Source organism: Gemmatimonadota bacterium, from assembly GCA_039715185.1.
In the GTDB taxonomy this organism is placed as follows: Bacteria; Gemmatimonadota; Gemmatimonadetes; order Longimicrobiales; family RSA9; genus DATHRK01.
Genome location: JBDLIA010000004.1, coordinates 70,927 through 92,336 on the forward strand (window position 1 = coordinate 70,927; position 21,410 = coordinate 92,336).

The 21,410-nt window shown below is 70.0% G+C and carries 20 protein-coding genes and 3 tRNA genes; all 23 read left to right on the forward strand.

The genetic code is table 11. The annotated features are described in order from the left end of the window. The first annotated feature begins 5 nt into the window (after positions 1-5). On the forward strand, positions 6-905 hold the full coding sequence (locus ABFS34_01655) for a bifunctional 5,10-methylenetetrahydrofolate dehydrogenase/5,10-methenyltetrahydrofolate cyclohydrolase (GenBank protein MEN8374135.1): 900 nt from the start codon (positions 6-8) through the stop codon (positions 903-905). After that, complete coding sequence (gene xseA, locus ABFS34_01660) at positions 902-2,113, forward strand: exodeoxyribonuclease VII large subunit (GenBank protein ID MEN8374136.1); 1,212 nt, start codon at positions 902-904, stop codon at positions 2,111-2,113. The genes ABFS34_01655 and xseA overlap by 4 nt, the downstream gene beginning before the upstream one ends. Positions 2,114-2,186: 73 nt before the next feature. Next, on the forward strand, positions 2,187-2,459 hold the full coding sequence (gene xseB, locus ABFS34_01665) for an exodeoxyribonuclease VII small subunit (GenBank protein MEN8374137.1): 273 nt from the start codon (positions 2,187-2,189) through the stop codon (positions 2,457-2,459). Continuing rightward, the gene (locus ABFS34_01670; GenBank protein ID MEN8374138.1) at positions 2,456-3,373 is read left to right on the forward strand and encodes a polyprenyl synthetase family protein; all 918 of its coding nucleotides are present in this window, start codon (positions 2,456-2,458) and stop codon (positions 3,371-3,373) included. The genes xseB and ABFS34_01670 overlap by 4 nt, the downstream gene beginning before the upstream one ends. Further along, positions 3,370-4,299: an NAD(+)/NADH kinase gene (locus tag ABFS34_01675; protein MEN8374139.1), complete on the forward strand. Its 930-nt coding sequence runs from the start codon at positions 3,370-3,372 to the stop codon at positions 4,297-4,299. Before ABFS34_01670 ends, ABFS34_01675 begins: the two co-directional genes overlap by 4 nt. Next, complete coding sequence (gene recN / locus ABFS34_01680) at positions 4,296-5,981, forward strand: DNA repair protein RecN (protein ID MEN8374140.1); 1,686 nt, start codon at positions 4,296-4,298, stop codon at positions 5,979-5,981. Before ABFS34_01675 ends, recN begins: the two co-directional genes overlap by 4 nt. A gap of 37 nt (positions 5,982-6,018) precedes the next feature. Next, positions 6,019-6,091: transfer RNA gene (locus ABFS34_01685), tRNA-Gly, on the forward strand. A 54-nt stretch (positions 6,092-6,145) separates the two neighbouring features. Then, positions 6,146-6,217: transfer RNA gene (locus ABFS34_01690), tRNA-Cys, on the forward strand. A gap of 312 nt (positions 6,218-6,529) precedes the next feature. Further along, positions 6,530-7,417, forward strand: a complete 888-nt coding sequence (locus ABFS34_01695; protein ID MEN8374141.1) for a haloalkane dehalogenase — start codon at positions 6,530-6,532, stop codon at positions 7,415-7,417. Between the two features lie 18 nt (positions 7,418-7,435). Beyond that, positions 7,436-8,284 (forward strand): sulfite exporter TauE/SafE family protein, encoded by an 849-nt coding sequence (locus ABFS34_01700; protein MEN8374142.1) that lies wholly within the window; start codon positions 7,436-7,438, stop codon positions 8,282-8,284. Positions 8,285-8,679: 395 nt separating this feature from the next. Next, complete coding sequence (locus ABFS34_01705; GenBank protein MEN8374143.1) at positions 8,680-9,321, forward strand: hypothetical protein; 642 nt, start codon at positions 8,680-8,682, stop codon at positions 9,319-9,321. 196 nt (positions 9,322-9,517) lie between these two features. After that, the gene (locus ABFS34_01710; GenBank protein ID MEN8374144.1) at positions 9,518-10,180 is read left to right on the forward strand and encodes a hypothetical protein; all 663 of its coding nucleotides are present in this window, start codon (positions 9,518-9,520) and stop codon (positions 10,178-10,180) included. Positions 10,181-10,405: 225 nt separating this feature from the next. Then, on the forward strand, positions 10,406-11,743 hold the full coding sequence (locus ABFS34_01715; protein MEN8374145.1) for a hypothetical protein: 1,338 nt from the start codon (positions 10,406-10,408) through the stop codon (positions 11,741-11,743). 125 nt (positions 11,744-11,868) lie between these two features. After that, a complete protein-coding gene (locus tag ABFS34_01720; GenBank protein MEN8374146.1) occupies positions 11,869-12,759 on the forward strand; it encodes a transketolase in 891 nt (296 codons plus the stop codon). After that, positions 12,756-13,745, forward strand: coding sequence for a transketolase C-terminal domain-containing protein (locus tag ABFS34_01725; GenBank protein MEN8374147.1), 990 nt, complete (start codon positions 12,756-12,758; stop codon positions 13,743-13,745). Before ABFS34_01720 ends, ABFS34_01725 begins: the two co-directional genes overlap by 4 nt. Before the next feature lie 59 nt (positions 13,746-13,804). Next, positions 13,805-14,740 (forward strand): fructose-bisphosphate aldolase, encoded by a 936-nt coding sequence (locus ABFS34_01730; protein ID MEN8374148.1) that lies wholly within the window; start codon positions 13,805-13,807, stop codon positions 14,738-14,740. A gap of 5 nt (positions 14,741-14,745) precedes the next feature. Further along, positions 14,746-15,510 (forward strand): ribose-5-phosphate isomerase RpiA, encoded by a 765-nt coding sequence (gene rpiA / locus ABFS34_01735; GenBank protein MEN8374149.1) that lies wholly within the window; start codon positions 14,746-14,748, stop codon positions 15,508-15,510. Then, complete coding sequence (rpe, locus tag ABFS34_01740) at positions 15,507-16,196, forward strand: ribulose-phosphate 3-epimerase (protein ID MEN8374150.1); 690 nt, start codon at positions 15,507-15,509, stop codon at positions 16,194-16,196. Before rpiA ends, rpe begins: the two co-directional genes overlap by 4 nt. Before the next feature lie 11 nt (positions 16,197-16,207). Continuing rightward, positions 16,208-16,290, forward strand: a tRNA-Leu gene (locus tag ABFS34_01745). Positions 16,291-16,354: 64 nt separating this feature from the next. Beyond that, a complete protein-coding gene (gene rnz / locus ABFS34_01750; GenBank protein MEN8374151.1) occupies positions 16,355-17,269 on the forward strand; it encodes a ribonuclease Z in 915 nt (304 codons plus the stop codon). Then, positions 17,262-18,605, forward strand: coding sequence for a 3-phosphoshikimate 1-carboxyvinyltransferase (gene aroA, locus ABFS34_01755; protein ID MEN8374152.1), 1,344 nt, complete (start codon positions 17,262-17,264; stop codon positions 18,603-18,605). Before rnz ends, aroA begins: the two co-directional genes overlap by 8 nt. Next, positions 18,602-19,309 carry a (d)CMP kinase gene (cmk, locus tag ABFS34_01760; protein MEN8374153.1) on the forward strand — a complete coding sequence of 236 codons (708 nt, stop codon included), beginning with the start codon at positions 18,602-18,604 and terminating at the stop codon, positions 19,307-19,309. The genes aroA and cmk overlap by 4 nt, the downstream gene beginning before the upstream one ends. Before the next feature lie 102 nt (positions 19,310-19,411). Further along, positions 19,412-21,410 (forward strand): 30S ribosomal protein S1 (locus tag ABFS34_01765; protein MEN8374154.1); only part of this gene is annotated, 1,999 nt, incomplete at its 3' end.

Here is a 21,410-nt window from a genome sequence, read left to right on the forward strand (position 1 = left end):
AAGCGATGAGAATCATCAGCGGCAAGGATTTGAGCGAAGAGATGCGGGCGGAGATCGCCGAGCAGGCGGGCGCGTTCACCCGGGACACGGGCGTGCGGCCCGGGTTGGTGACCGTGCTCGTGGGCGAGGACGCGGCGAGCCAGTTGTACGTCCGCATGAAGGGCAAGGCGGCCGACAAGGCCGGCTTCATGTCGCGCAACATGGTGCTGTCGGAGAGCGCCACCCAGGACGAGCTGCTGGGCGTGATCGCCGGACTCAACGCCGACCCCGAGGTGCACGGCATCCTCGTGCAGCTCCCGCTGCCGGACCACATCGCCGAGGCCGCGGTGATAGACGCGATCTCGCCCGACAAGGACGTGGACGGGTTCCACTCGGTGAACACCGGTCGGCTGTCGGCGGGAGACACCAACGTGCTGGCACCCTGCACACCCGCCGGCGTGGTGGAGATGCTCGTGCGGTCCGGCTACGACCCGGCCGGCAAGCACGTGGTGATCGTCGGGCGCTCCAACATCGTGGGCAAGCCGCTCGCCCAGCTCCTGCTGCGCAGGGGTCGGGGCGGCGACGCGACCGTCACGGTCGCCCACAGCCGCACGCAGAACCTGGGAGAGCATACCCGGCAGGCCGACATCCTGGTCGCCGCGGTCGGGCGTGCGGAGCTGATCACCGCGGACATGGTCAAGCCGGGCGCGGTGGTTATCGACGTCGGCGTCAACCGCGTCGAGGACCCGACGCGCGAGAAGGGCTACAAGGTGGTCGGAGACGTGGCGTTCGACGAGGTCGCACAGGTGGCCGAGGCCATCACGCCGGTCCCCGGAGGGGTGGGCCCCATGACCATCACGATGCTGCTCGCGAACACCCTGGAGGCCGCGCGCCGCCTCAACTCCGTGAGCGTGGAGACGACGTGACCCTGGACCTGTTCGGGCGCGCCCCGCCAGGCTCGCGCGAAGCGGCCGAGCGCCGGGCCCGCACCGAGGCGCTGGTGCCGGGACGTAGCCGTGACGCCCCGCTGTCTCCCTCCACCGTGAACGGCCTCGCCCGCGAGGTGCTCGAGACCGGATTCCCGTCCCTGTGGGTCGCCGGGGAGGTGGCCAACTGGCGCCGCGTCCCCGCCGGCCACTGCTACTTCACGCTGCGCGACGCGTCGGCACAATTGCCGTGCGTGATGTTCGCCAGCCAGGCGCGCCGGCTGCCCGCCGATCCGGAAAATGGCATGGAAGTCCGGGTGCTGGGCGCGCTGACCCTGTACGAGACGCGGGGCGCCTATCAGTTGCGCGCCGAGATGCTCGAGGCGGCCGGCGGCGACGGGCTCTGGCGGCTCGCGTTCGAGCGTCTGCGGGTGCGCCTGCAGGAGGACGGCCTTCTGGCGCCGGGGCGCAAGCGGGCGCTGCCGCGCTGTCCCACGCGGGTGGGCATCGTCACTTCGCCCGCGGGCGCCGCGCTGCACGACATACTGCGAGTGATCGCCGAGCGCGCGCCGTGGACGGAAGTGGTCTTCTGTCCGGCCCGGGTGCAGGGCGATGGGGCCGCGGCGGACATCGCGCGGGCGCTCGGCGCGGTGGGCCGAGCGGCCGGGGTGGAGGTGGTCATAGTGGGGCGGGGCGGGGGATCGACGGAGGACCTGTGGGCGTTCAACGAGGAGGTCGTGGCGCGCGCCATATCGGCCTCACCGGTGCCCGTCGTGAGCGCCGTCGGGCACGAGGTCGACGTGACCATCGCGGACCTGGTGGCGGACGTGCGTGCCCCCACGCCCTCCGCGGCGGCGGAGATCGTCGTGCCCGATCGGGTGGCGCTCGCGCGCGAAGTGGAGGACGCGAGCACCAGACTCGCGCGCGCGCTGAGGCATTACGTGCGCGCGCGCCGCTCGCGGCTGGCGCTGCTCGCCGAGCGCGCTCGGGGCGCGGCCAGCCGACGCCTGCGCGAACGCCGAGAGCGCCTGGGCCGGCTGGCCGCGCAGTTGGACGCGCTGTCCCCGCTCGGGGCGCTGGGGCGTGGCTACGCGGTGCCGCTGGGCGCGGACGGACGCGTCCTGCGATCGGCGGACGAGTTCGTTTCGGCGCTGCCGTTCCGCTTGCGCGTGGTGGACGGCGAGGTGGATTGCCGCGTGGAGGACTAACGGCTCGACCACGCGGCCGGACGCGGGGAGTCGCCCGATTGTTCGCGCCTCTCCGGTCGGGTATGCTTCCCACATGAATCAGACTTCCAATGACGTCGATGAGGGGTCGTCCCCGTCGCCGGCGGACAACGTGAGCCTGGACGAACGTCTGTCTCGGCTCGAGCGGATCGTCCGGGAGCTGGAGCGCGACGACCAGCAACTGGACGACGCGCTGCGCCTCTTCGAGGAGGGCGTCGAGCACGTACGAGCCGCGCGCGAGGCGCTGTCTCGCTCCGAACTCCGCATCGAGAATCTCGTGTCCGACGCGGAGGTCGAGGAGGACGACTCGTTCACGTCGGCGGAATGACGGCCGCGACCCAGACGCTCGACCTCGCGCGCTTCCTCGCCGACACCGCGCGCCGGACCAACGAGGCCTTGGACGACGTTCTGCTGCGCCGCCTGGGCCGGCCGGCCGCGAGCCTGGACCCGGTGCTCCGTTACGGCACGCTGTGGGGCGGCAAGAGGCTTCGTCCCGCGCTCTGCGTCGCCGCGTACCGGGCGGCGGGCGGGTCCGATCTGGAAGGGATCTACGAGCTCGCCGCGTCGCTGGAGTTCATCCACGCGTACTCGCTGCTGCACGACGACCTCCCCTGCATGGACGACGACGACCTGAGGCGCGGGCGACCCGCCGCGCACGCGGTGTTCGGGACGCCGGCGGCCACCGTCGGGGCGGCGGCCCTCATACCCATTGCTTGCGCGTCGGCCGCCAGCGGCGCCGGGCGTCTGGGTCTCTCCGACCCGGCGACGGGCGCGATCGTGACGGTGCTATGCCGCGCCGCCGGCGCGGGCGGCATGATCGGCGGCCAGATCCTGGACCTCGCGGCGGAGGGCGGCGGGGCGGGGCTCGAGGAGCTGGAACGGGTGCACGCGCTCAAGACGGGCGCGCTGCTGTCCGCTGCCGCCGAGATGGGCGCGCTCGCGGCCGGGGCGAGCCCCGCGATGACGGAGGCGTGCGCGGCGTACGGCCGCCACCTGGGGCTGGCGTTTCAGATCGCCGACGACGTGCTGGAGGCCACGTCGGCCGCGGATGTCCTGGGCAAGCCCGTGGACGGAGATCTCTCGCTGGGAAAGTCCACCTTCCCGTCGCTGCTGGGCGCGGCCGGCGCGCGCGAGCGCGCCCTGGCCGAGGCCGAACGCGCGCGCGCGGCGCTGCGGGCTGCGGGCCTCGAGGATCCGCTGCTCTTCGCGCTGGCCGCGTACGCCGCCGAGAGGGACAAGTGAGCAGCGGGGTCGTGCGCACCATTGGCGTGGTGGGACACCCGCGCTACGCGGGCATGTCCTCGGTGGTAGGGGAGCTGGGCGCGTTCGTGCGGGAGCGAGGCCTGGCCCTACAGGCGGAGCCGGAGTTGGCCGACCTGCTACCCGGCGCGGACGCCATCCGGCCCGGCGAGATCGACCTCCTCGTCACCCTGGGAGGCGACGGCACGCTGCTGCGCGGCGCCAGGCTCGTCGCCGGCACCGATACGCTGCTTCTCGGGGTGAACCTGGGACACCTGGGGTTCCTCACGTCGGCGTCCCCGGAGCACCTTCGGCCGGCGCTCGACGCGGTGCTTTCGGACGAGTATTGGCTGGACGAGCGGGGCACCCTGGAGGCCGTGGTGGAGGGACACCCGGCTACCTTCACGGCGCTGAACGACGTCGTCCTGCACCTCTCCGGAATGGCCCGCTTGATCCGGCTGGCGCTGTACGTTGGCACGGGTGAGCAGAGGGAGCACATCGGCTCCTACAGCGCCGACGGGCTCGTGCTCGCCACCCCCACGGGCTCGACCGCCTACTCGCTGTCGGCGGGGGGGCCGATCGTGGCTCCGGGTATGGAGTGCATCCTGGCTACGCCCATCAACCCGCACTCGTTGACCATCCGGCCGCTGGTCGTGCCGGCCTCGAGCGTGGTGTCGGTGGAGCTGCTGCCGCCCCAGGAGGTGGCCGCCCTGACCGTGGATGGGCAGGAGAGCGCCGAGGTTCCAGCGGGCGTCCCCGTCGTGGTGCGGCGGGGGTCGGCGTCGGTACGACTCGTCCGCTTTCCGGGCCAGAGCTTCTTCCAGACGCTACGGCGCAAGCTGCACTGGGCCATCCCTCAGCGCCCCGAAGACGGCGCCGACCCACCGGCCATGGCGTCGCCCGCGCCGGCACCGGATGGTGACGCGTGATCATCGAGCTGAGAATCCGGAACCTGGCGGTGATCGAACGCGCGTCGGTCACCCTCGGCGCCGGGCTCAACGCGCTCACCGGGGAGACGGGGGCGGGCAAATCGATCATCGTCGGCGCCCTGTCGCTGCTCCTTGGGGAGAGGGCGTCGGCCGCCGTGGTGCGGCCCGGAGCCGACAAGGCGACGGTGGAAGGCGTCTTCGACGTGAGCGGCAACGAGCGCCTTATCGCTGCGCTGGACGAGCAGGGAGTCGGCGTAGAGGACGGGCTGCTGATTCTGCGGCGGGAGGTGGCCGCCGAGGGGCGCAACCGGGCCTGGGTAAACGGGTTGGCCGCGACCGCGTCGGTCGTGGGCGGGCTGGGCCGGCTGCTGGTCGACCTGCACGGTCAGCATGAGCACCAGTCGCTGATCCGGCCCGCCGAGCAGCGCGCCATCCTCGACGCCTTCGGCGACGCCCAGCCGGCCGCAGCCCGGGTCGCGGCGGCGTACGAGGAGTGCGCCGGGCTCAAAGGCCACATCGCCGATCTGGCCAGCGCGAGCGCAGCCGCGGAGGAGAGGGCGACGGAGCTGCGCGGGCGTGTCACGGACGTGCAGGAGCTGGACATCGAGGCGGGAGAGGACGCCGCGCTTGAGGCGGAGGGGCGGCTGCTCGAGCACTCGGAGGAGCTGGCCGCGCTGGCCGCGGGCGCGCATGAGGCGTTGTACGAGGCAGAGGACTCGATAGTGGTCCGGCTCGACGCGCAGCGGCGCGCGCTGGCCCGGCTGCAGGCCTTCGACCCCGAGCGAACCGAGGACGCGCGCGCGCTGGAGACCGTCTACTTCGAGTTGCAGGAGTTGGGCAGGCGGCTCGGGGACTATGCCACGCGCCTGGAGCACGATCCCCAGCGCCTGGAGGATATCCGGACGCGGCGCGACCTCCTGTTCCGCCTCAAGCGCCGCTACGGCGTCGCGTCGTCGGACGATCTGCTGGAGATCGCCCGCGCCGCCCGCGAGGAGCTGGCGGGCATCGAAAACTCCGGGCTGCGGAGGCAGCAGGCCGAGCGCGCGCTGGCGGACGCGCAGGACGGACTGGACGAAGCCGCAAAGGAGCTGACCCGGCTCCGGCGCGACGCCTCCCGCGCCCTCGAAGCGAAGCTGCGGTCGGTCCTGCCCGCGCTCGGCCTCGCGGGCCGGTTCGGGGTCGACCTGCCGGACGCGGGCGAGGTAACGCGCAGCGGCGCGGAGAGCGTGGAATTCGCGTTCGCGCCCAACGCCGGGTTCGACGCGCGACCGCTCTCGCGCATCGCCTCGGGCGGAGAGCTGTCGCGGGTGATGCTCGCGCTGAAGACGGTGCTCGCCGCGGTCGACCGTGTGCCCACGCTGGTGTTCGACGAAATCGACGCCGGCGTCGGGGGCGAGGTGGCGGTGCGAATCGCCGACGCGCTCCACGACGTCGGGCGGCGCCACCAGGTCCTGGTCATCACGCACCTCCCGCAGATCGCCGCGCGCGCGGACCACCACGTGTGGGTGGAGAAGGAGGTGCACGAGGGCACCACGCTCACGCGGGTGGAAGCGCTGGACGGACAGGGCCGTCTGGAGGAATTGGCGCGCATGCTCGGCGACTCGAGCGGCGAGGCCGCACGGCGCCACGCGGCCGACCTCCTCTCACCTCCGGCCCCTCCCCCTTCGTTGAGCACGCCTTGACCGTTTTTGAGGCCTGGACTAGGATTTTGGCCCGGCCGCGGGCATAGCTCAGTTGGTAGAGCGTCTGCTTGCCATGCAGAAGGTCGCCGGTTCGAGTCCGGTTGCCCGCTTCCCTCCGCGTCGACGTCCTCGGTTTCGTAGGTGGGGCCGTGAGCGATCCGTAAGGGCCCGTAGCCAAGTGGTAAGGCGGAGGTCTGCAAAACCTCTATTCGGCGGTTCGAATCCGCCCGGGCCCTCTAAGCAGGACAAGGACTTACGGCGATCCGAGAGGGTCGCCGTCGGTCGTTAGCGACCCAATCGGCCCGATTGAAATCCTCCTTGCGGAACCTCGGAGAGCGCCGCAACCCTTCCATTCGCAACAGCCCGTCCAGCCCGGCCGAGGGCTGTTTCCTGGCGGGCGAGCTCCTTCGTTCCTTTCCGAGGAGATCCAAGTGCAATCACGAACCGGCAGGGGCCGCCCACTACTCGACGCGCTAGCGCTAGCCGCGGCACTGATCTGCGGTCAACTCGTCTTCACCACTTCGGCAATGGCTCAAAAGGTCCCGCCCATGGAGATCTCGGCTGAGTTTCCCTACGAGTCCCGCTTCGTCGAGGTAATCGGGTCCCGGATGCACTACGTCGAGAAGGGCGAGGGCGATCCCGTGCTCTTCCTCCACGGCCAACCGACGTCGTCGTATCTGTGGCGCAACATCATGCCCCACGTCGAGGGCCAGGCCCGCGTTATCGCGGTCGACAACATCGGGTTCGGCAAGTCGGATCAGCCCGACATCGACTACCGGTTTCCGGACCACTACCGCTACATCGAGGCATTCATAGAGGCGCTCGATCTGCGCGACATCACGCTCGTGGTCCACGACTGGGGCTCGGGCCTGGGGCTCCACTACGCGCGTCAGCATCCCGACAACATCAAGGGCATCGTCCTGATGGAGTCGATCCTGGCCCCGCTCATGCCCGCGGGGAGCTACGAGGCTCTGCCGCCGCCGCTCGAGGAGTTCTTTCGGACCATGCGCGACCCGGCCACCGGTCCCAAGCTCATGATCGAGGACAACCACTTCATCGAGGTCGTGCTGCCGGGATTCATCTCTCGCGAACTGGACTCTGCCGCGCACGACTACTATCGCCAGCCCTTCCTGGAGCGCTCCTCGCGGAAGCAGATCAACCAGTGGCCCAACGAGATGCCGATCGGCAACGACCCGCCCGACGTGGCCGAGGCCGTCGCCGCTTACAACGCGTGGCTGCTCGAGACCGACACCCCGCTGCTCTTCCTGTACGCGTCGCCCGGGGCGTTGAACCCACCGGAGGTGGTGGATTGGTGGGCCGCCCGGGCCAGGAACATGGAGACGGTCTACATCGGGGCCGGGCTCCATTTCGTCCAGGAGGATCAGCCCTACGCGATCGGGCGCGCGATAGCAGACTGGTATCGCCGACTTCCATGAGCGACCGCCTTTAGTCGGTTGCAGCCGATCCTCGACCTCTGGTGGGTCTTTCCGGCGGCCGTCGTCTTCTCTACGGTCGCGATCTCGTCCGGCGTGTCGGGCGCCCTCTTCTTCAGCCCCTTCTTCCTGCTCGTCGTCGGCCTGGATCCCGCACAGGCGGTCGGCGCCGGCCTGCTGACCGAGGTATTCGGCATGGGCAACGGCCTGCGGAGCTACGTGCGCCAGCGGGTCGTCGACTACGCGACGGCGCGCTGGCTGCTCGCGGGGGCCGTGCCCAGCATCGCCGCAGGAGCCCTTCTGGCGCACGCGGTGCCCGCCCGGACGCTCAAGGTCGTGTTCGGCGCGGGCCTGCTTCTGCTCGCCGTCTTCATGCTCTTCGTGCCGACCCCGCAGACGAGCGAGGAGATGGAGCCGACACACGGCTCGATCGAGCGGCACTCCCGGGGCAAGGGGACGACGGTGATCAGTTCCGCTGACGGCGAGGTCTACGAGTACCCGACCTGCTGGAGGCTGCCCGGTGTCCTCATGGCCGTCGCGGGCGGGGCGCTCACCGGCATGATCAGCGCGGGCCTGCCCGAGATCACCACGAGCCAGCTCGTCCTTCGCTGCCGAATGCCCGCGAGGGTGGCGATCGCGACGAGCATCTTCACGCTGGCCATCGCCGCGGTCGTCGGTGCTGCCATTCACGCCTTCTCGGCTACGCCGGTGTGGCGCGTTGTGGCATGGAGCATCCCTGGCGTGCTCGTCGGCAGCACCATCGGCAGCCGCGTGTCGAAGCATCTCCCGGGCCCGCTCATGGAGAAGGTCCTGGGCGTGGTATTCGCCGCGGTTGGGGTGCTCGTTCTGGTGCTGGAGTTCGCGCGGTGAAGTAGGTCCGAAGGCACGAATTGGGGGGCCCGTGTTGCCGACTCCGGGGCCCCCGCAATCCGGGGGACCGGCCCCTGGGTTTGGAGTGGGGTGGCTGCTTGCGCGGCGACTGCGGGACGCCGGCGAGCAGTTCAGGGGCCACAGCGTGTCTTCCGGTGTCCGGGGGAGTCTCCCGAGTCTCGGTACGCTGCATGTCGGACGAGCCGGGAGGCCGCTGCGTCACAAGTCGCCCTCAATCTCCTCGGGAAACGTGCGCCCGTCGGCGTCCCAGCGCGGCGCATCTCGCGCGACGCGGGCGGGACACGGATATTGACGGGGGCGGCCGCGTCTGGACGGCCGCGTGGCTCGCGAGCGCGCAGCACGGCGCGAGAGCAACGAACGGCGGGAGGGCGGACTTGGTTGTCAGGAACTTCTTCGGGTCCACGGAGCTCGCGGACGGCACCAGGCGGCGGCTGGACCTGGCCATCGCGGTGGCGCAGGAGCGCCTGCTGGGCACCCACGTAAGCTACGCGCTGGATCTCGTAGAGCTGGTGCGTGGCCGGGTGGACTTCGCCTCGGCGCTGGACATCTACATCCGCGTCCTGGGCCTGGACGACGACGACGCGCGCGTGGTGAGCACGCAGGTCATGGCCCGGATCGGTGAGCGTGAGGACGAAGGCGAACCCTCGGTGGCCGAGCCGGTGGGCTCGCCCGCGGAAGGAGACGGCCGGCCGCACCGCTCGTTCATCGCCGCGATTCGCGATCGCCTGCGCGGTCGGGAGAACGACGAGCTGCGCACGGTGGTGGATCTGCACCGCGCGCGGACCGAGGTGGCGCTGCTGGAAACCCACGTCGACAACGCCATGAATTTCGTCGAGGTGGTGCGCGCGGAAGTGCGCGTGGATGAGGCCGCCGAGATGTACATCGAATCCCTCGGGGTGAGGGAGGCGATAGCGCCCGTCGTGTACTACATTACGCTCGATCGACTGAGCGATGAGCTGCTCCCTCGAGGCGACGCACAGGGAGGAGTGCAGGCCTCGACGTCGGAGCAAGGTTAGATCTCCTACAACCACTTGCGCTTTACCGTGCCTTGTGTCAGTAAGGGAGGCGATGAAACCGTGGCGGCCCACATCATGCATCGAACGGGCAGCGGTTCACCCGCGGTCCCCGTCGCAGGCAGCATCAGCGGGGTCCGCCATCGACTCACGTAGATGATAGTTGCATATCCGATCCACGTCGGAAGGAGGGTGTGTGATGGGTAGGACGAAGGCAGGTTGGGTCGCCGCCGCGGTCGCCCTGATGCTTACCGTCGGGTGCGCTCCCGCGCAGATCGTGTCGGCGCCGCCGCAGCCGGTGCCGCCTGACGCTCCACCACCGCCGCCGCCGCCGCCGCCCCCGCCACGCCCCATCCAGGTGTGCGCGGTAGACGCGGGCGCGGCCAACGGCCTGCAGGTCATCGACGCGCTGTTCCGCGTCGCGGAGCGGGACACGGTCGTGGTGAGCGGCGGCAACGAGGTCGCTCTGTCGACCGTTCTACCGGCCGACCAAATGCTGGCGCCCGACGCCGATTGGTACGTGCAGGGTCAGCCGCTGATCCTGAGCTTCCGCCGGGCCCCGCGCCGGGTGGAGTTCGTCTCCACCGGTGGCTCGCGCGTGATTTCGGCGGACGATCTCACGCTCATGGGCTTCCATGGAGGCACGCCGGTGTTCGCCAGTAGCGCGGACGTCTCGGAGATGGGCGAGGCGCTCGGTGAGTTGCGTGATGCGATGAACGAGGGCGAGATGGCCGCGGTGATCGGCGGCGATCGTGCGCTCAGGAACGCGTTCCGGGACGTAGAGATCCTGTACGTGCCGCTGCAGCCCACGGGCTGCGTGTTCCAGGCGCTCCAGCGTCAGGAAATCACGCTCAAGAAGTAGGCGTCAGCGAAGGTCGGGATGCCGGAGAGACGGCGCGTCCCCGTGGGGCGCGCCGCCTCTATCCTGGCGGCGCTCGCCGCCAGGCTGGTGGCCCTTCGAAGCAGCGAAATTCCGGAGAACCGAATTGAGGACTGCGACTGCGGCCATGAGCACGAGCGCGGAGTCCCGCGCCGACTCATGTAGACGAGGTTGCATATCCGATCCATATCGGAAGGAGGGTGTGTGATGGGTAGGACGAAGGCAGGTTGGGTCGCGGCCGCGGTCGCCCTGGGGCTTATGCTCGGGGTTTCCGAAGGCGCCGCCCAGAGCTGGCTCTTCGACTTGGGGGTGAACGGCGGCGGCACCTTCTTCACGAAGAGCCTGACCGACGGCGACGAATTGACCCTGTCGGAGGACGCCGAGAGCGGTTTCGCAGCCGGGTGGTTGCTGGGCGCCCAGGCCACCGTGTGGCCGAGCCCGCGCTTCGGCATTCGCGCCAACGGCGCGTTCACGGAGCGCTCGCTCCAGCGCAAAGAGCCGTTCTCGGGTGGGGACGACGTCCAGATCGACGACGTCAACATCTGGCCATTCACGGGAGATATCCTGTACCGGCTGACCGAGCCGAACGAGACCTGGCAGGGCTCCGAGTTTCTTCCGTACATCGCGGTCGGAGCGGGCGTTTCGAGCATCAACCCCGCGGCCAACACGTCGCGCACCATCGAAGGCGAAGCCGAGACCGGCGCGACCTTCGATCCGAGCGGGAGCCAGAGACTGTTCCTGGCGGAGAAGTCGGCGCTCACGGTCCTCGCCGGACTCGGCGGCGACCTGCGCTTTTCGGAGACCGGCTTTCTGCGGCTCGAGGTCGGCGACCGGCTGATCTTCGATCCGCCGTTCTACACGGATCCGGCGGGCACCGATAAGGTGGGCGACCTGACGCACATGCTGTACGGGCAGGCGGGCTTGCACGTCGCGTTGGGCCTTCGTGCCCCCGCGCAGATAGTGATGGCGCCGCCTCCGCCGAGGCCGCCGGCAGCCCCACCGCCACCCCCACCGCCACCGCCGCCCGCGCGTCCCATCCAGGTGTGCGTGGTCGACCCGAGCGCGGCCAACGGCCTCGAGATGATCGACGCACTGGCCCGCGTCGTTGAGCGGGACACGGTCGTCGTGAGCGACGGCAACGAGGTCGCGTTGGCGACGGTCCTGCCGGCCGAGGTGATGCTCGCGCCGGACGCCGACTGGTACGTGCAGGGCCAGCCTCTGGTCCTCAACTTCCGTCGCGCTCCGCGCCGGGTGGAGTTCGTCACGACCGGTGGCTCGCGAGTGATCGCTGCCGATGACCTCACGCTCCTTGGAATGCAGGGTGGCGTGCCGGTCTTCGCGAGCGGCGCCGATGTCTTGGAGATGTCGGAGATGCTGGCGGAGCAGCGCGAGGCCATGAACGAGGGCGACATGGCGTCGGTGCTGGAGTCGAGTCGGGCGCTGAGGAACGCCTTCCGGGACGTGGACATCATCTACGTGCCGCTCCAGCCAACGGGCTGCGTATTCCAGGCGCTGCAGCGTCAGGAGGTCACGCTCAAGAAGTAGGCTCCGAACCTTGGTTCGGTGGCCGAAAGACGGCGCGTCCCGAGGGGGCGCGCCGTCTTTATTTTGGCGCCCGCCTCCGCTAGGTTGGCGGCCCTTCGAGGCGACGAAATCCCGGGAGATCCGACTTGAGCACAGTGACCGCGGCGACGAGCACGAGCGCGGAGACGATCGACGAGCTTCGCGCGCGCGCCAATACGCACCGCCGCCACGTGATAGATATGCTGGCTCTGGCGGGCAGCGGCCACCCGGGCGGCTCTTTGTCCGCCGCAGAGCTCGTGACCGCGCTGTATTTCGGGGGTTTTCTGCGGCACGACCCGCGCCGCCCGCAGTGGGCCGATCGGGACCGCTTCATCCTGTCGAAGGGCCACGGCGTGCCGATCCAGTACGCCGCGCTCGCCGAGGCCGGGTACTTCCCGGTGGAGGAGCTGCGTACGCTCAGGCAGATCGATAGCCGGCTGCAGGGGCACCCGGTCGCCGGCACCGCGCCCGGTATCGAGGCGTCCACGGGCTCGCTCGGACAGGGTTTGTCGATAGGCCTCGGCATGGCCATGGCCGCCAGGCTGGACCGCTCGAGTCGGCACGTGTTCGTGCTGCTGGGAGACGGGGAGTGCCAGGAAGGTCAGGTGTGGGAGGCGGCCATGTCCGCCGGGCATCAGGCGCCCGACAACCTCACCGCGATCGTGGACTACAACAAATACCAGCTCGACGGCGCGATCGCCGAGATTCTGGACTTGAACCCGCTGGCTGAGAAGTGGCGCACCATGGGCTGGGAGGTACGGGAGCTGGATGGGCACGACATGGCGCAGGTGGTGGACGGTCTCCGGTGGGCCGTGGAGCACCGCGGACCGGCCTGCCTGATCGCGCACACGGTGAAAGGGCAGGGCGTGAGCTTCATGGCCGGCGACAACCACTGGCACGGCGTGGCCCCGTCCGTCGAGGAGCGTGAGCGGGCGGTGGCGGAGCTGGAAGCCAACGGCCACGGCTTCCGAGGATCCGGAGAGGAGGTGTGGCGGTGAGCCTGGCGGATCTTTATCCGGGCCTGGACATGGGCAAGGCGACCCGGGACGCGTACGGGCAGGCGCTGCGCGAGCTGGGCGATGCGCACGAGGACATCGTCGTCCTGGACGCCGACCTGGCCAAGAGCACGCGCTCGTGGAAGTTCGGCGAGCGGTTTCCGGACCGGTTCCTCAACGTGGGCATCGAGGAGGCGAACATGGTGGGCATGGCCGGTGGCCTCGCGGCCTCCGGCAAGGTGCCCTTCATCTCCAGCTTCGCCTGCTTCGTAATCCTGAAGGGCTTCGACCAGCTGCGGATGGCCGTCGCGTATCCCGGAGCCAACGTGAAGATCGCCGGCAGCCACGGCGGCGTGTCGGTGGGGGCGGACGGCGTCAGCCAGCAGGCCACCGAGGACATCGCGCTGGCGTGCGCGCTGCCCGGGATGGTGGTGTGCGTCCCGTCCGACGAAAACCAGGCGCTGGCCGCGGTCAGGGCCGCGTACCGGCACCAGGGACCGGTCTACATGAGGACCGGCCGGGCGCCCGCGCCGCGCATCTACGAGCGCGAGCCCGAGGACTTCGGGTTCGGCCGAGGGGCTCGGCTGCGCGAGGGCGAGCACGCCGCGGTGATCGCCAACGGCATGCTCGTGGGCGCGGCCCTGGTCGCGCACGAGAGGCTGGCCGCCGAAGGGATTCGGGTGCGCGTGGTCGACATGCACACGGTCAAGCCGATCGACGTGGAGGAGGTGGAGAGCGCCGCGCGCGAGACCGGCGCGATCGTTGCAGCCGAGGAACACCTGTACGCGGGTGGACTGGGAGCGTCCGTCGCGCAGGCGATGGGGCGCACGCACCCGGTGCCCATGGAATTCGTGTGCCTGGGGGACCGGTACGCCGAAAGTGGCCCCGCGGAAGACCTGCTAGTCAAGTATGGATTGACGGCCGACGACATCGTGGCCGCCGTGAGGAGAGTGATCGCTCGCCGGGACGCCGTGGCGGCGTCGGCTTGAGCCGTCCAGCGGCTCACGGCGTAGATGGAACGACAAGCACGAGAATCGGAGGGACCCGCATGACCGAAGCGACCGCCACAGAGGAGTTGCGCGCGGACGCTCCCGCGCGCGCGCGAATCAGCGATCTGGACATGCCGCCGGGCAAGAGGGTGCGCCTGCGGCGCCTGTTGTACGGCAACGGTGTCGGCAACGGCACGCTGCTCGTGCTGCCGATCGACCAGGGCATCGAACACGGGCCCGTCGACTTCCTGCCGAACCCCGCCTCAGCCGACCCGGACTACCAGTGGCGACTGGCCGTCGAGGGAGGCTACAACGCCATCGCGTGCCACTGGGGCATGGCCCGCAGGTACATGAAGCCGTACGCCGGGAGGGTCCCGCTGATCCTCAAGATCAACGGCAAGAGCAGCATCCCCAGCGACGCGGAGGCGCTCAGCTCGCCCACCGCCACGGTAGAGGACGCCGTGTCGCTGGGGGCGGACGCCATCGGCTACACGCTGTACGTGGGCTCTCCCAACCAGGACGCGGACTTCGCTCGCCTGATGGAGGTTCGCAGCGCGTGCGAAGAGTGGGGCATGCCCATGGTCGTCTGGTCCTACCCGCGTGGCGAGGCCATCGAGGCCAAGGGAGGTCGGGACTCGCTCTACGCGGTGGATTACGCGGCGCGTCTCGCGCACGAGTTCGGCGCGGACATCATCAAGCTGAACGTGCCCAAGAAGGGTCCGAAGGATGAGCACATGCCGGCGGCGTATCGCGAGATCGAGTGGGACTACGCGGAGGGCGTGCGGCGCGTGGTCGCTTCCGCCGGCAACTCGCTGGTGCTCTTCAGCGGCGGAAGCAAAATCAGCGACGAGGATCTAGTGAACAAAGCCCGCATGGCGATGGAGAACGGAGCCACCGGACTCATCTTCGGCCGCAACATGTGGCAGCGACCGATGGAGGACGCGCTGGACATGACGCGCCGCATCAAGTCCTTGCTGGGGGAGTTTCCGTCCTGAGCAGGGTGCCCGACCTGGACCTGAGGAAGGAGTCGGCCATGGACGCCGCGCTGCCCCTGGGGGCAGACCCCGAGGCCAACGCGAAGCGCGCCGTCGCGCGGCACGCTGCCGGCATGGTGGAGAGCGGCATGCGCCTGGGCCTGGGGACGGGCTCCACGGCCGCCTTCTTCCTGGACGAGCTCGCGGGGCGCCTCGCGCGAGGCGAGATCGCCAACGTGCGCGGCGTGCCGACGTCGCGACGCACCGCCGAGCACGCGGCCCGGGTCGGCATCCCGCTGGCCACGCTCGACGAGGCGCCGGAGTTGGACTTGGTGGTCGATGGGGCCGACGAGGTGGACCCGAGGCTCGATCTGATCAAGGGGCACGGCGGCGCCCTGCTGTGGGAGAAGATCGTCGCGCAGGCGGGCGCCCGCATGGTCGTCATAACGGACGAGTCGAAACTGGTGGACCGACTCGGCACCAAGGTCTCGGTGCCCGTGGAGGTGGTGCCCTTCGGGGTGGTGGCGCAGGACCTCTACCTACGCTCCCTCGGCGCGGAGCCGACGCTGCGCTTGACCCCCGATGGCGCGCCATACGTGAGCGACGGTGGCCACAACATCGTCGACGCGCGCTTTCCGGGGGGCATCGAGGACCCGGCCGACGTGGACCGCCGCCTGTCCGCGCGCGCCGGGGTAGTGGAGACGGGCCTCTTCCTGGGGATGGCCTCGGTCGCGCTGATCGGAGGGCCGTCCGGGGTGAGGGTCATGAGCCGACCGGGAGCGTCGTCGTGAGCATAAAGATCGCCCCGTCGATCCTGTCGGCCGACTTCGCGCGCCTGGGCGAGGCGGTGGGCGAGGCCGAATCGGCGGGGGCCGACTGGGTCCACGTTGACGTGATGGACGGCCACTTCGTGCCCAACATCACCATTGGTCCGCCGGTGGTGAAGGCGCTGCGTGAGGTCACCGCGCTGCCCCTCGACGTCCACCTCATGATCGAGCAGCCCGAGCTGTTCGTGGAGGCGTTCGCGGAGGCGGGCGCGAGCGGCCTTACGGTCCACGCGGAGGCCAGCGTGCACCTGCACCGCACGGTGGAGCACATTCGCTCGGCCGGGATGCGGCCCGGGGTGGCGATCAACCCGGCCACGCCGCTGGATGGCCTGCGGGAGGTCCTGCCGTACGTCGACCTGATCCTGATCATGACGGTCAATCCGGGGTTCGGCGGACAGCGCTACATTCGGAGCATGACCGACAAGGTGGCGCGCATGCGGCAGATCCTGGATCGCCGCAGCCAGTGGGACGTGGAGCTGCAGGTGGACGGCGGCATCTCCGCGGCGACCACCCCCGAGGTGGTGCGCGCGGGCGCCAGCGTGCTGGTCGCGGGCGCGGCGATCTTCCGCGGCGACGGCACCGTGGCGGAGAACGTCGCGGCCATCAGGCGCGCGGCCGCCTCGGGCGAACAGGTGGTGCGCCGAGTCTGAGTGTGGCGCCAGCCGGGGTGGCGGAATGGCATACGCAGCGCACTTAAAATGCGCGGGCCGAGAGGCCATGTGGGTTCGACCCCCACCCCCGGCATGCCCGATTCCCTCGCACGCGACGGCCTTGGCCGGTCCTCCCCCTTCGCCTAGCTTCCCGCGCCATGATCCGCGTCACATTCCTGGGAACCGCAGCGAGCCGCCCTACGGTGGCCCGCAACGTCAGCGCCATCGCCGTGCAGAGGGAAGGGGACCACTTCCTGTTCGACTGCGGCGAGGGGACGCAGCGTCAGATGATGCGCTTCGGGACGGGGTTCTCGCTGAGCGACATCTTCATCACGCACGTCCACGCCGATCACTACCTGGGCATCATCGGGCTGCTTCGCACCATGGGTTTGCAGGCCCGGGAGGAGCCCATCCGCCTGTGGGCTCCGTCGGGCACGCGGGCCGTGTTGGAGGAAGCGGTGCATCTGGGCGTCGAAAGGGTGCCGTTCCCGATCGAGATCCGGGAATTGGGGCCAGATGAGCGGGTGGAGCGGGACGGCTACGACATAGTGGGCTTCCGTACCCAGCACGGCATTCGCTCGCTCGGGTACGCCCTCATCGAGCACGACCGACTGGGGCGCTTCGATCCCGACAAGGCGCGAGCCCTGGGTGTCCCGGAGGGTCCCCAGTTCGGCAGGCTGCACCGCGGCGAGGGCGTGGAGGTCGATGGGCGCCGGATCGACCCGGCGGACGTGGTCGGTCCGGCCCGGCCCGGCAGGCGCGTAGTGTACACGGGGGACACGCTGCCGACCGCGGAGACCGCTCGGGTGGCGCGCGACGCGGACCTGCTCATCCACGACGCCACCTTCGACGACGAGGAAACCGAGCGCGCGGGGTCCACGGGGCACTCGACCGCCAGGCAGGCGGGACGCCTGGCCGCGGAGGCCGGGGCCCATCGGCTGGTGCTGACCCACATCTCCTCGCGTTACTCGGAGAACGCCAAGCGCCTGGAGCGCGAGGCGCGCGCAGAGTTTCCCTCGTCCGCGGTGGCGTTCGACGGGATGTCCCTGGAGCTGCAGTACCGCGATGACTGAGGGCGCCGCCCGGGTCGTGGGCGACCGCGCAGATTCGGACGCCCTTCTCTCGGTACGCGTTCCCGGCGACAAGTCGCTGACGCACCGGGCTCTGCTGTGCGCCGTGCTCGCGGACGGCACGAGCCGGTTGCGCGGCCTGCTGTCCGCCGCCGACCCGCGCGCCACGGCCGCCGCGCTGCGCGCGCTGGCTGCGGACCTTCCTCGCATTCCCCCGGACGGAGGTGAGGTGGTGGTGCGCGGCGTGGGGCTGCGGGGCCTGCGCGGCGACGCCGGGCTGATCGACTGCGGCAACAGCGGCACGAGCGCGCGCCTGCTAGCCGGCGTGCTCGCGGCGTCCCCCGCGCGCGGGACGCTGGACGGAGACGCGTCGCTGAGGAGCCGGCCCATGGACCGGGTGGTCGAGCCGCTGCGGGCCATGGGCGCGCTGATTCGTGCCGACGGCGAAGGCACGCGGCTGCCGCTGCGCGTCGAGGGCGCACCCCTGAGGGAGCTGAGCTACGCGAGCCCGGTCGCGAGCGCGCAGGTCAAGAGCGCGCTCCTGTTCGCCGGCCTGATCGCGGGGGTGCGGGTCGCCGTCGGCGAGCCCGGCCTCTCCCGCGACCACACCGAGCGCTTGCTGCGCGCGCAGGGCGCCAGGATCCACGTTGAGCGAAGCGGTGCCGCCGTGGAGGTGGAGTTGACGCCCGTGGAGCGCCTCGACCCGCTGGACTTTCGTGTGCCCGGAGACCCCTCCTCGGCCGCGTGCCTGGCCGCGTTCGTGGCGCTGGCCGGCGGCGCCGTCCGCCTGTGCGACGTGGCGCTGAACCCCACACGCGCGGGTTTCTTCGATGCGCTGCGCGCCATGGGGGCAGCGGTGCACATAGGCGCCGGCTCCGCGGAGGGCGAGGGCGGCCCGGAGCCGCGCGGGGACGTCGTCGTCAGGAGCACCGGGCTGAGGGGCGTCACCGTGGGCGCCGAGGACGTGCCGACCATGATCGACGAGCTGCCGCTGCTGGCGGTGGTGGGGAGTCGCGCGGACGGAGAGACGACGATCCGCGGCGCCGCCGAGCTGCGCGTCAAGGAGAGCGACCGGATCGCGGCGACCGTCGAGGGCCTGCGGGCGGTGGGGGTGGACGCGGAGGCGCTGCCGGACGGCATGGCGGTCCGCGGAGGACACCACCCGCTCTCCGGTCGCGTGCGGGTGCACGGGGACCACCGCATGGCCATGGCTTTCGGCGTCCTCGGGGCGCTGCCCGGGAACAGCATCGAGGTCGACGATCCCGCGGCGGTCGCCGTGAGCTATCCCGAATTCTGGGATGACCTGAGGCGGGTCGCCGCGGAGAGCGGGCGCGCGTGATCGTCGCCATCGACGGACCCGCGGGATCGGGGAAGAGCAGCACCGCGCGGGCCGTGGCGGATCGCCTGGGGTTCCGGCACCTGGACTCGGGCGCGTGGTATCGCGCCCTCACGTTGTGCGCGCGACTGGATGGAATCCCCGCCGCGGCGTGGAGCGCCCTGGAAGCGCGAGACGTCGCCGCGCTCGGCGTGACCGCCGAGCCTTCCGAAGACGGGTTCCGCCTGCTCCGCCGGGGGGTCCCGATCCCCGACGAGGATCTTCGCGCTGAAGCCGTGACCGCGCAGGTGTCCCTCATGGCCAGCCTGGCGCCGGTGCGCGCGTGGCTGCTCGAGCGCCAGAGGGAGCAAGCCGCGGCCACAGATGTGGTGGTCGACGGACGCGACATAGGCACCGTCGTGTTCCCGGACGCCGAGCTCAAGGTGTACCTGGATGCGTACCCTCACGTGCGCGCGCTGCGCCGGCTCCTGCAACGCGACGTCGAGGAGCCATCCAGCCGACAGATTTTCGAGGAGGCGGCGCGGCTGAAGGAACGGGATCGCCGCGACGCGGGCCGCGAAATCGCGCCGTTGCGGCGCGCGCCGGACGCGGTGCTGGTTGACACCTCCGACCTGACCTTCCACGAGCAGGTGGACGCTGTCGTGGAGCTTGCCCGAAAGCGGCTTCGCGGGCTTGACCCGCCCGGTCACCTCTCCTACGATATCTAGCTATTCCTGACCCGCTCGTTGCAATTCAGCTTCGCGGGTCCGTTGATCCTTCAGCCGGCGGGACGATCGGGGTGGTCGTTCCGGTCGACGGAGAGCACCACAATGGCTGACCAGCCAGTCCCCAACGACAGCGACGAGGCAGTGAGCGACGCTATAGCTGCGCCCGAGGGGGAGGCCCCGACGGCGACGGCTACCGAGACTTTCGCCGAATACGGGGTGGACGCCCCGGTGGCCATCGCCATGGAGCCCGAGCCCGAGGTGATGGACGAATTGACGTCCGAGGAGCGCGAGGAGCGCGCCCGGCAGATCGGAATTCGCGCCGACCTCTACGACGACGAGTACTCGCCCGACGAATACGAGGCGATGCTCGAGATGTACGAGGAGACGCTCAGCAACGTAGAGGAGGGCGAGATCGTGCAGGCGAAGGTCCTGCGCGTGACCGAGAACGCCGTCATCCTGGACGTGGGCTTCAAGAGCGAGGGGTCGGTATCCCGCGACGAGTTCAAGGATCCCGACGCGCTGGTGGCGGGCGAAGAGGTGGACGTCTTCCTCGAGAGCCTCGAGGACGATGAAGGCGTAGTCGTCCTGTCCAAGAAGAAGGCCGATTTCCTCCGCGTCTGGGAGAAGATCAAGGCCGCCTACGAGAAGGACGAGCCGGTACCGGGCAGGCTGCAGCGCAAGATCAAGGGCGGCGTGACGGTCGACCTGATGGGCGTCGACGCCTTCCTGCCGGGATCGCAGATCGCCCTGCGTCGGGTGCCGAATATCGAGGACCTGATCGGCAACACGTATCGCTTCAAGATCATCAAGCTCAACAAGAGGCGCCGGAACATCGTCGTGAGCCGGCGCGTGATCCTGGAGGCGGAGCGCGAAGTCAAGCGGGACCAACTGGTCAAGGAGCTGCTGGTGGGCCAGGTCCGCGAAGGGATCGTAAAGAACGTGACCGATTTCGGCGCGTTCATCGACCTCGGCGGTCTGGACGGGCTGCTGCACATCACTGACATGAGCTGGGGCCGCGTAGGCCACCCCTCGGAGCTCCTCTCCATTGGCGATTTCCTGGACGTGAAGGTGCTGGACGTCGATTGGAACCGCGAGCGGATTTCGCTGGGGCTCAAGCAGCTCCTGCCGTACCCGTGGAAGGGGATCGCCGCCAAGTACCCCGTCGGCGCGCGTATCCGCGGGCGCGTTGTGTCGATCACCAACTACGGCGCTTTCGTGGAGCTGGAGCGGGGCGTCGAGGGGCTCGTGCACGTGAGCGAGATGAGCTGGACCCGGAACGTGCGTCATCCCTCGCAGCTCGTAGGCATCGGCGACGAGATCGAGGCCGTGGTGCTGAAGGTCGACCCGGGCGACGAGAAGATCTCGCTCGGCATGAAGCAGATCGAAGAGGATCCGTGGCTCACGCTTCCGGTCAAGTATCCCACCGGTACGCGCGTCCAGGGGACCGTGAGGAACCTCACGTCGTTCGGCGCGTTCGTGGAGATCGAGCCCGGCATTGACGGGCTCATTCACGTCTCGGACATGAGCTGGACCAAGCGCATCGAGCACCCGTCCGAGGTGCTGCGCAAGGGCGACGAGGTAGAGATCGTCGTCCTCAACATCGACCCGGAGAACAAGCGGATCTCGCTCGGACTGAAGCAGCTCGAGGACGATCCGTGGAATCAGATCTCCGATCGGTTCGCGCCCGGCGTGGAATCGCCCGGCTCGGTCGTCCGCTTCGTGGACAACGGGGTGGTGGTCGATCTCGGCGATGACATCGAGGGCTTCGTCCCGGTGAGCCAGATCGGCGTGGAGGGCCTGGAGGATGCCGCCGAGCACCTGACCGAGGGCCAGCCGCTTTCGCTCCGCGTGATCGAGTCCGATGCGGTCAACAGGCGCATCGTGCTGGCGTGCACGGAGACCCCCGAGCGGACCTCCACGGGCCGACCGGTTCCGGAGGAAGGGGAGGAGGGCGAGGAAGCCCCCGAGGCGGAGGCTGAAGAGGGCGCTGAGGCGGAGGCAGAAGAGGCTCCGGAGGCCGAGGCCGAAGCAGAAGAGGCTCCCGAGGCTGAAGCTGAGGAGGCCCCCGAGGCTGAAGCGGGCGCTGAGGCCGAGGCTGAAG

Coding starts and splice junctions, on each gene's coding strand:
- ABFS34_01655 (MEN8374135.1), top strand. CDS start 6: ATGAGAATCATCAGCGGCAAGGATTTGAGCGAAGAGATGCGGGCGGAG.
- xseB (MEN8374137.1), top strand. CDS start 2,187: ATGAATCAGACTTCCAATGACGTCGATGAGGGGTCGTCCCCGTCGCCG.
- ABFS34_01670 (MEN8374138.1), top strand. CDS start 2,456: ATGACGGCCGCGACCCAGACGCTCGACCTCGCGCGCTTCCTCGCCGAC.
- ABFS34_01695 (MEN8374141.1), top strand. CDS start 6,530: ATGGAGATCTCGGCTGAGTTTCCCTACGAGTCCCGCTTCGTCGAGGTA.
- ABFS34_01710 (MEN8374144.1), top strand. CDS start 9,518: ATGGGTAGGACGAAGGCAGGTTGGGTCGCCGCCGCGGTCGCCCTGATG.
- ABFS34_01715 (MEN8374145.1), top strand. CDS start 10,406: ATGGGTAGGACGAAGGCAGGTTGGGTCGCGGCCGCGGTCGCCCTGGGG.
- ABFS34_01730 (MEN8374148.1), top strand. CDS start 13,805: ATGACCGAAGCGACCGCCACAGAGGAGTTGCGCGCGGACGCTCCCGCG.
- rnz (MEN8374151.1), top strand. CDS start 16,355: ATGATCCGCGTCACATTCCTGGGAACCGCAGCGAGCCGCCCTACGGTG.
- aroA (MEN8374152.1), top strand. CDS start 17,262: ATGACTGAGGGCGCCGCCCGGGTCGTGGGCGACCGCGCAGATTCGGAC.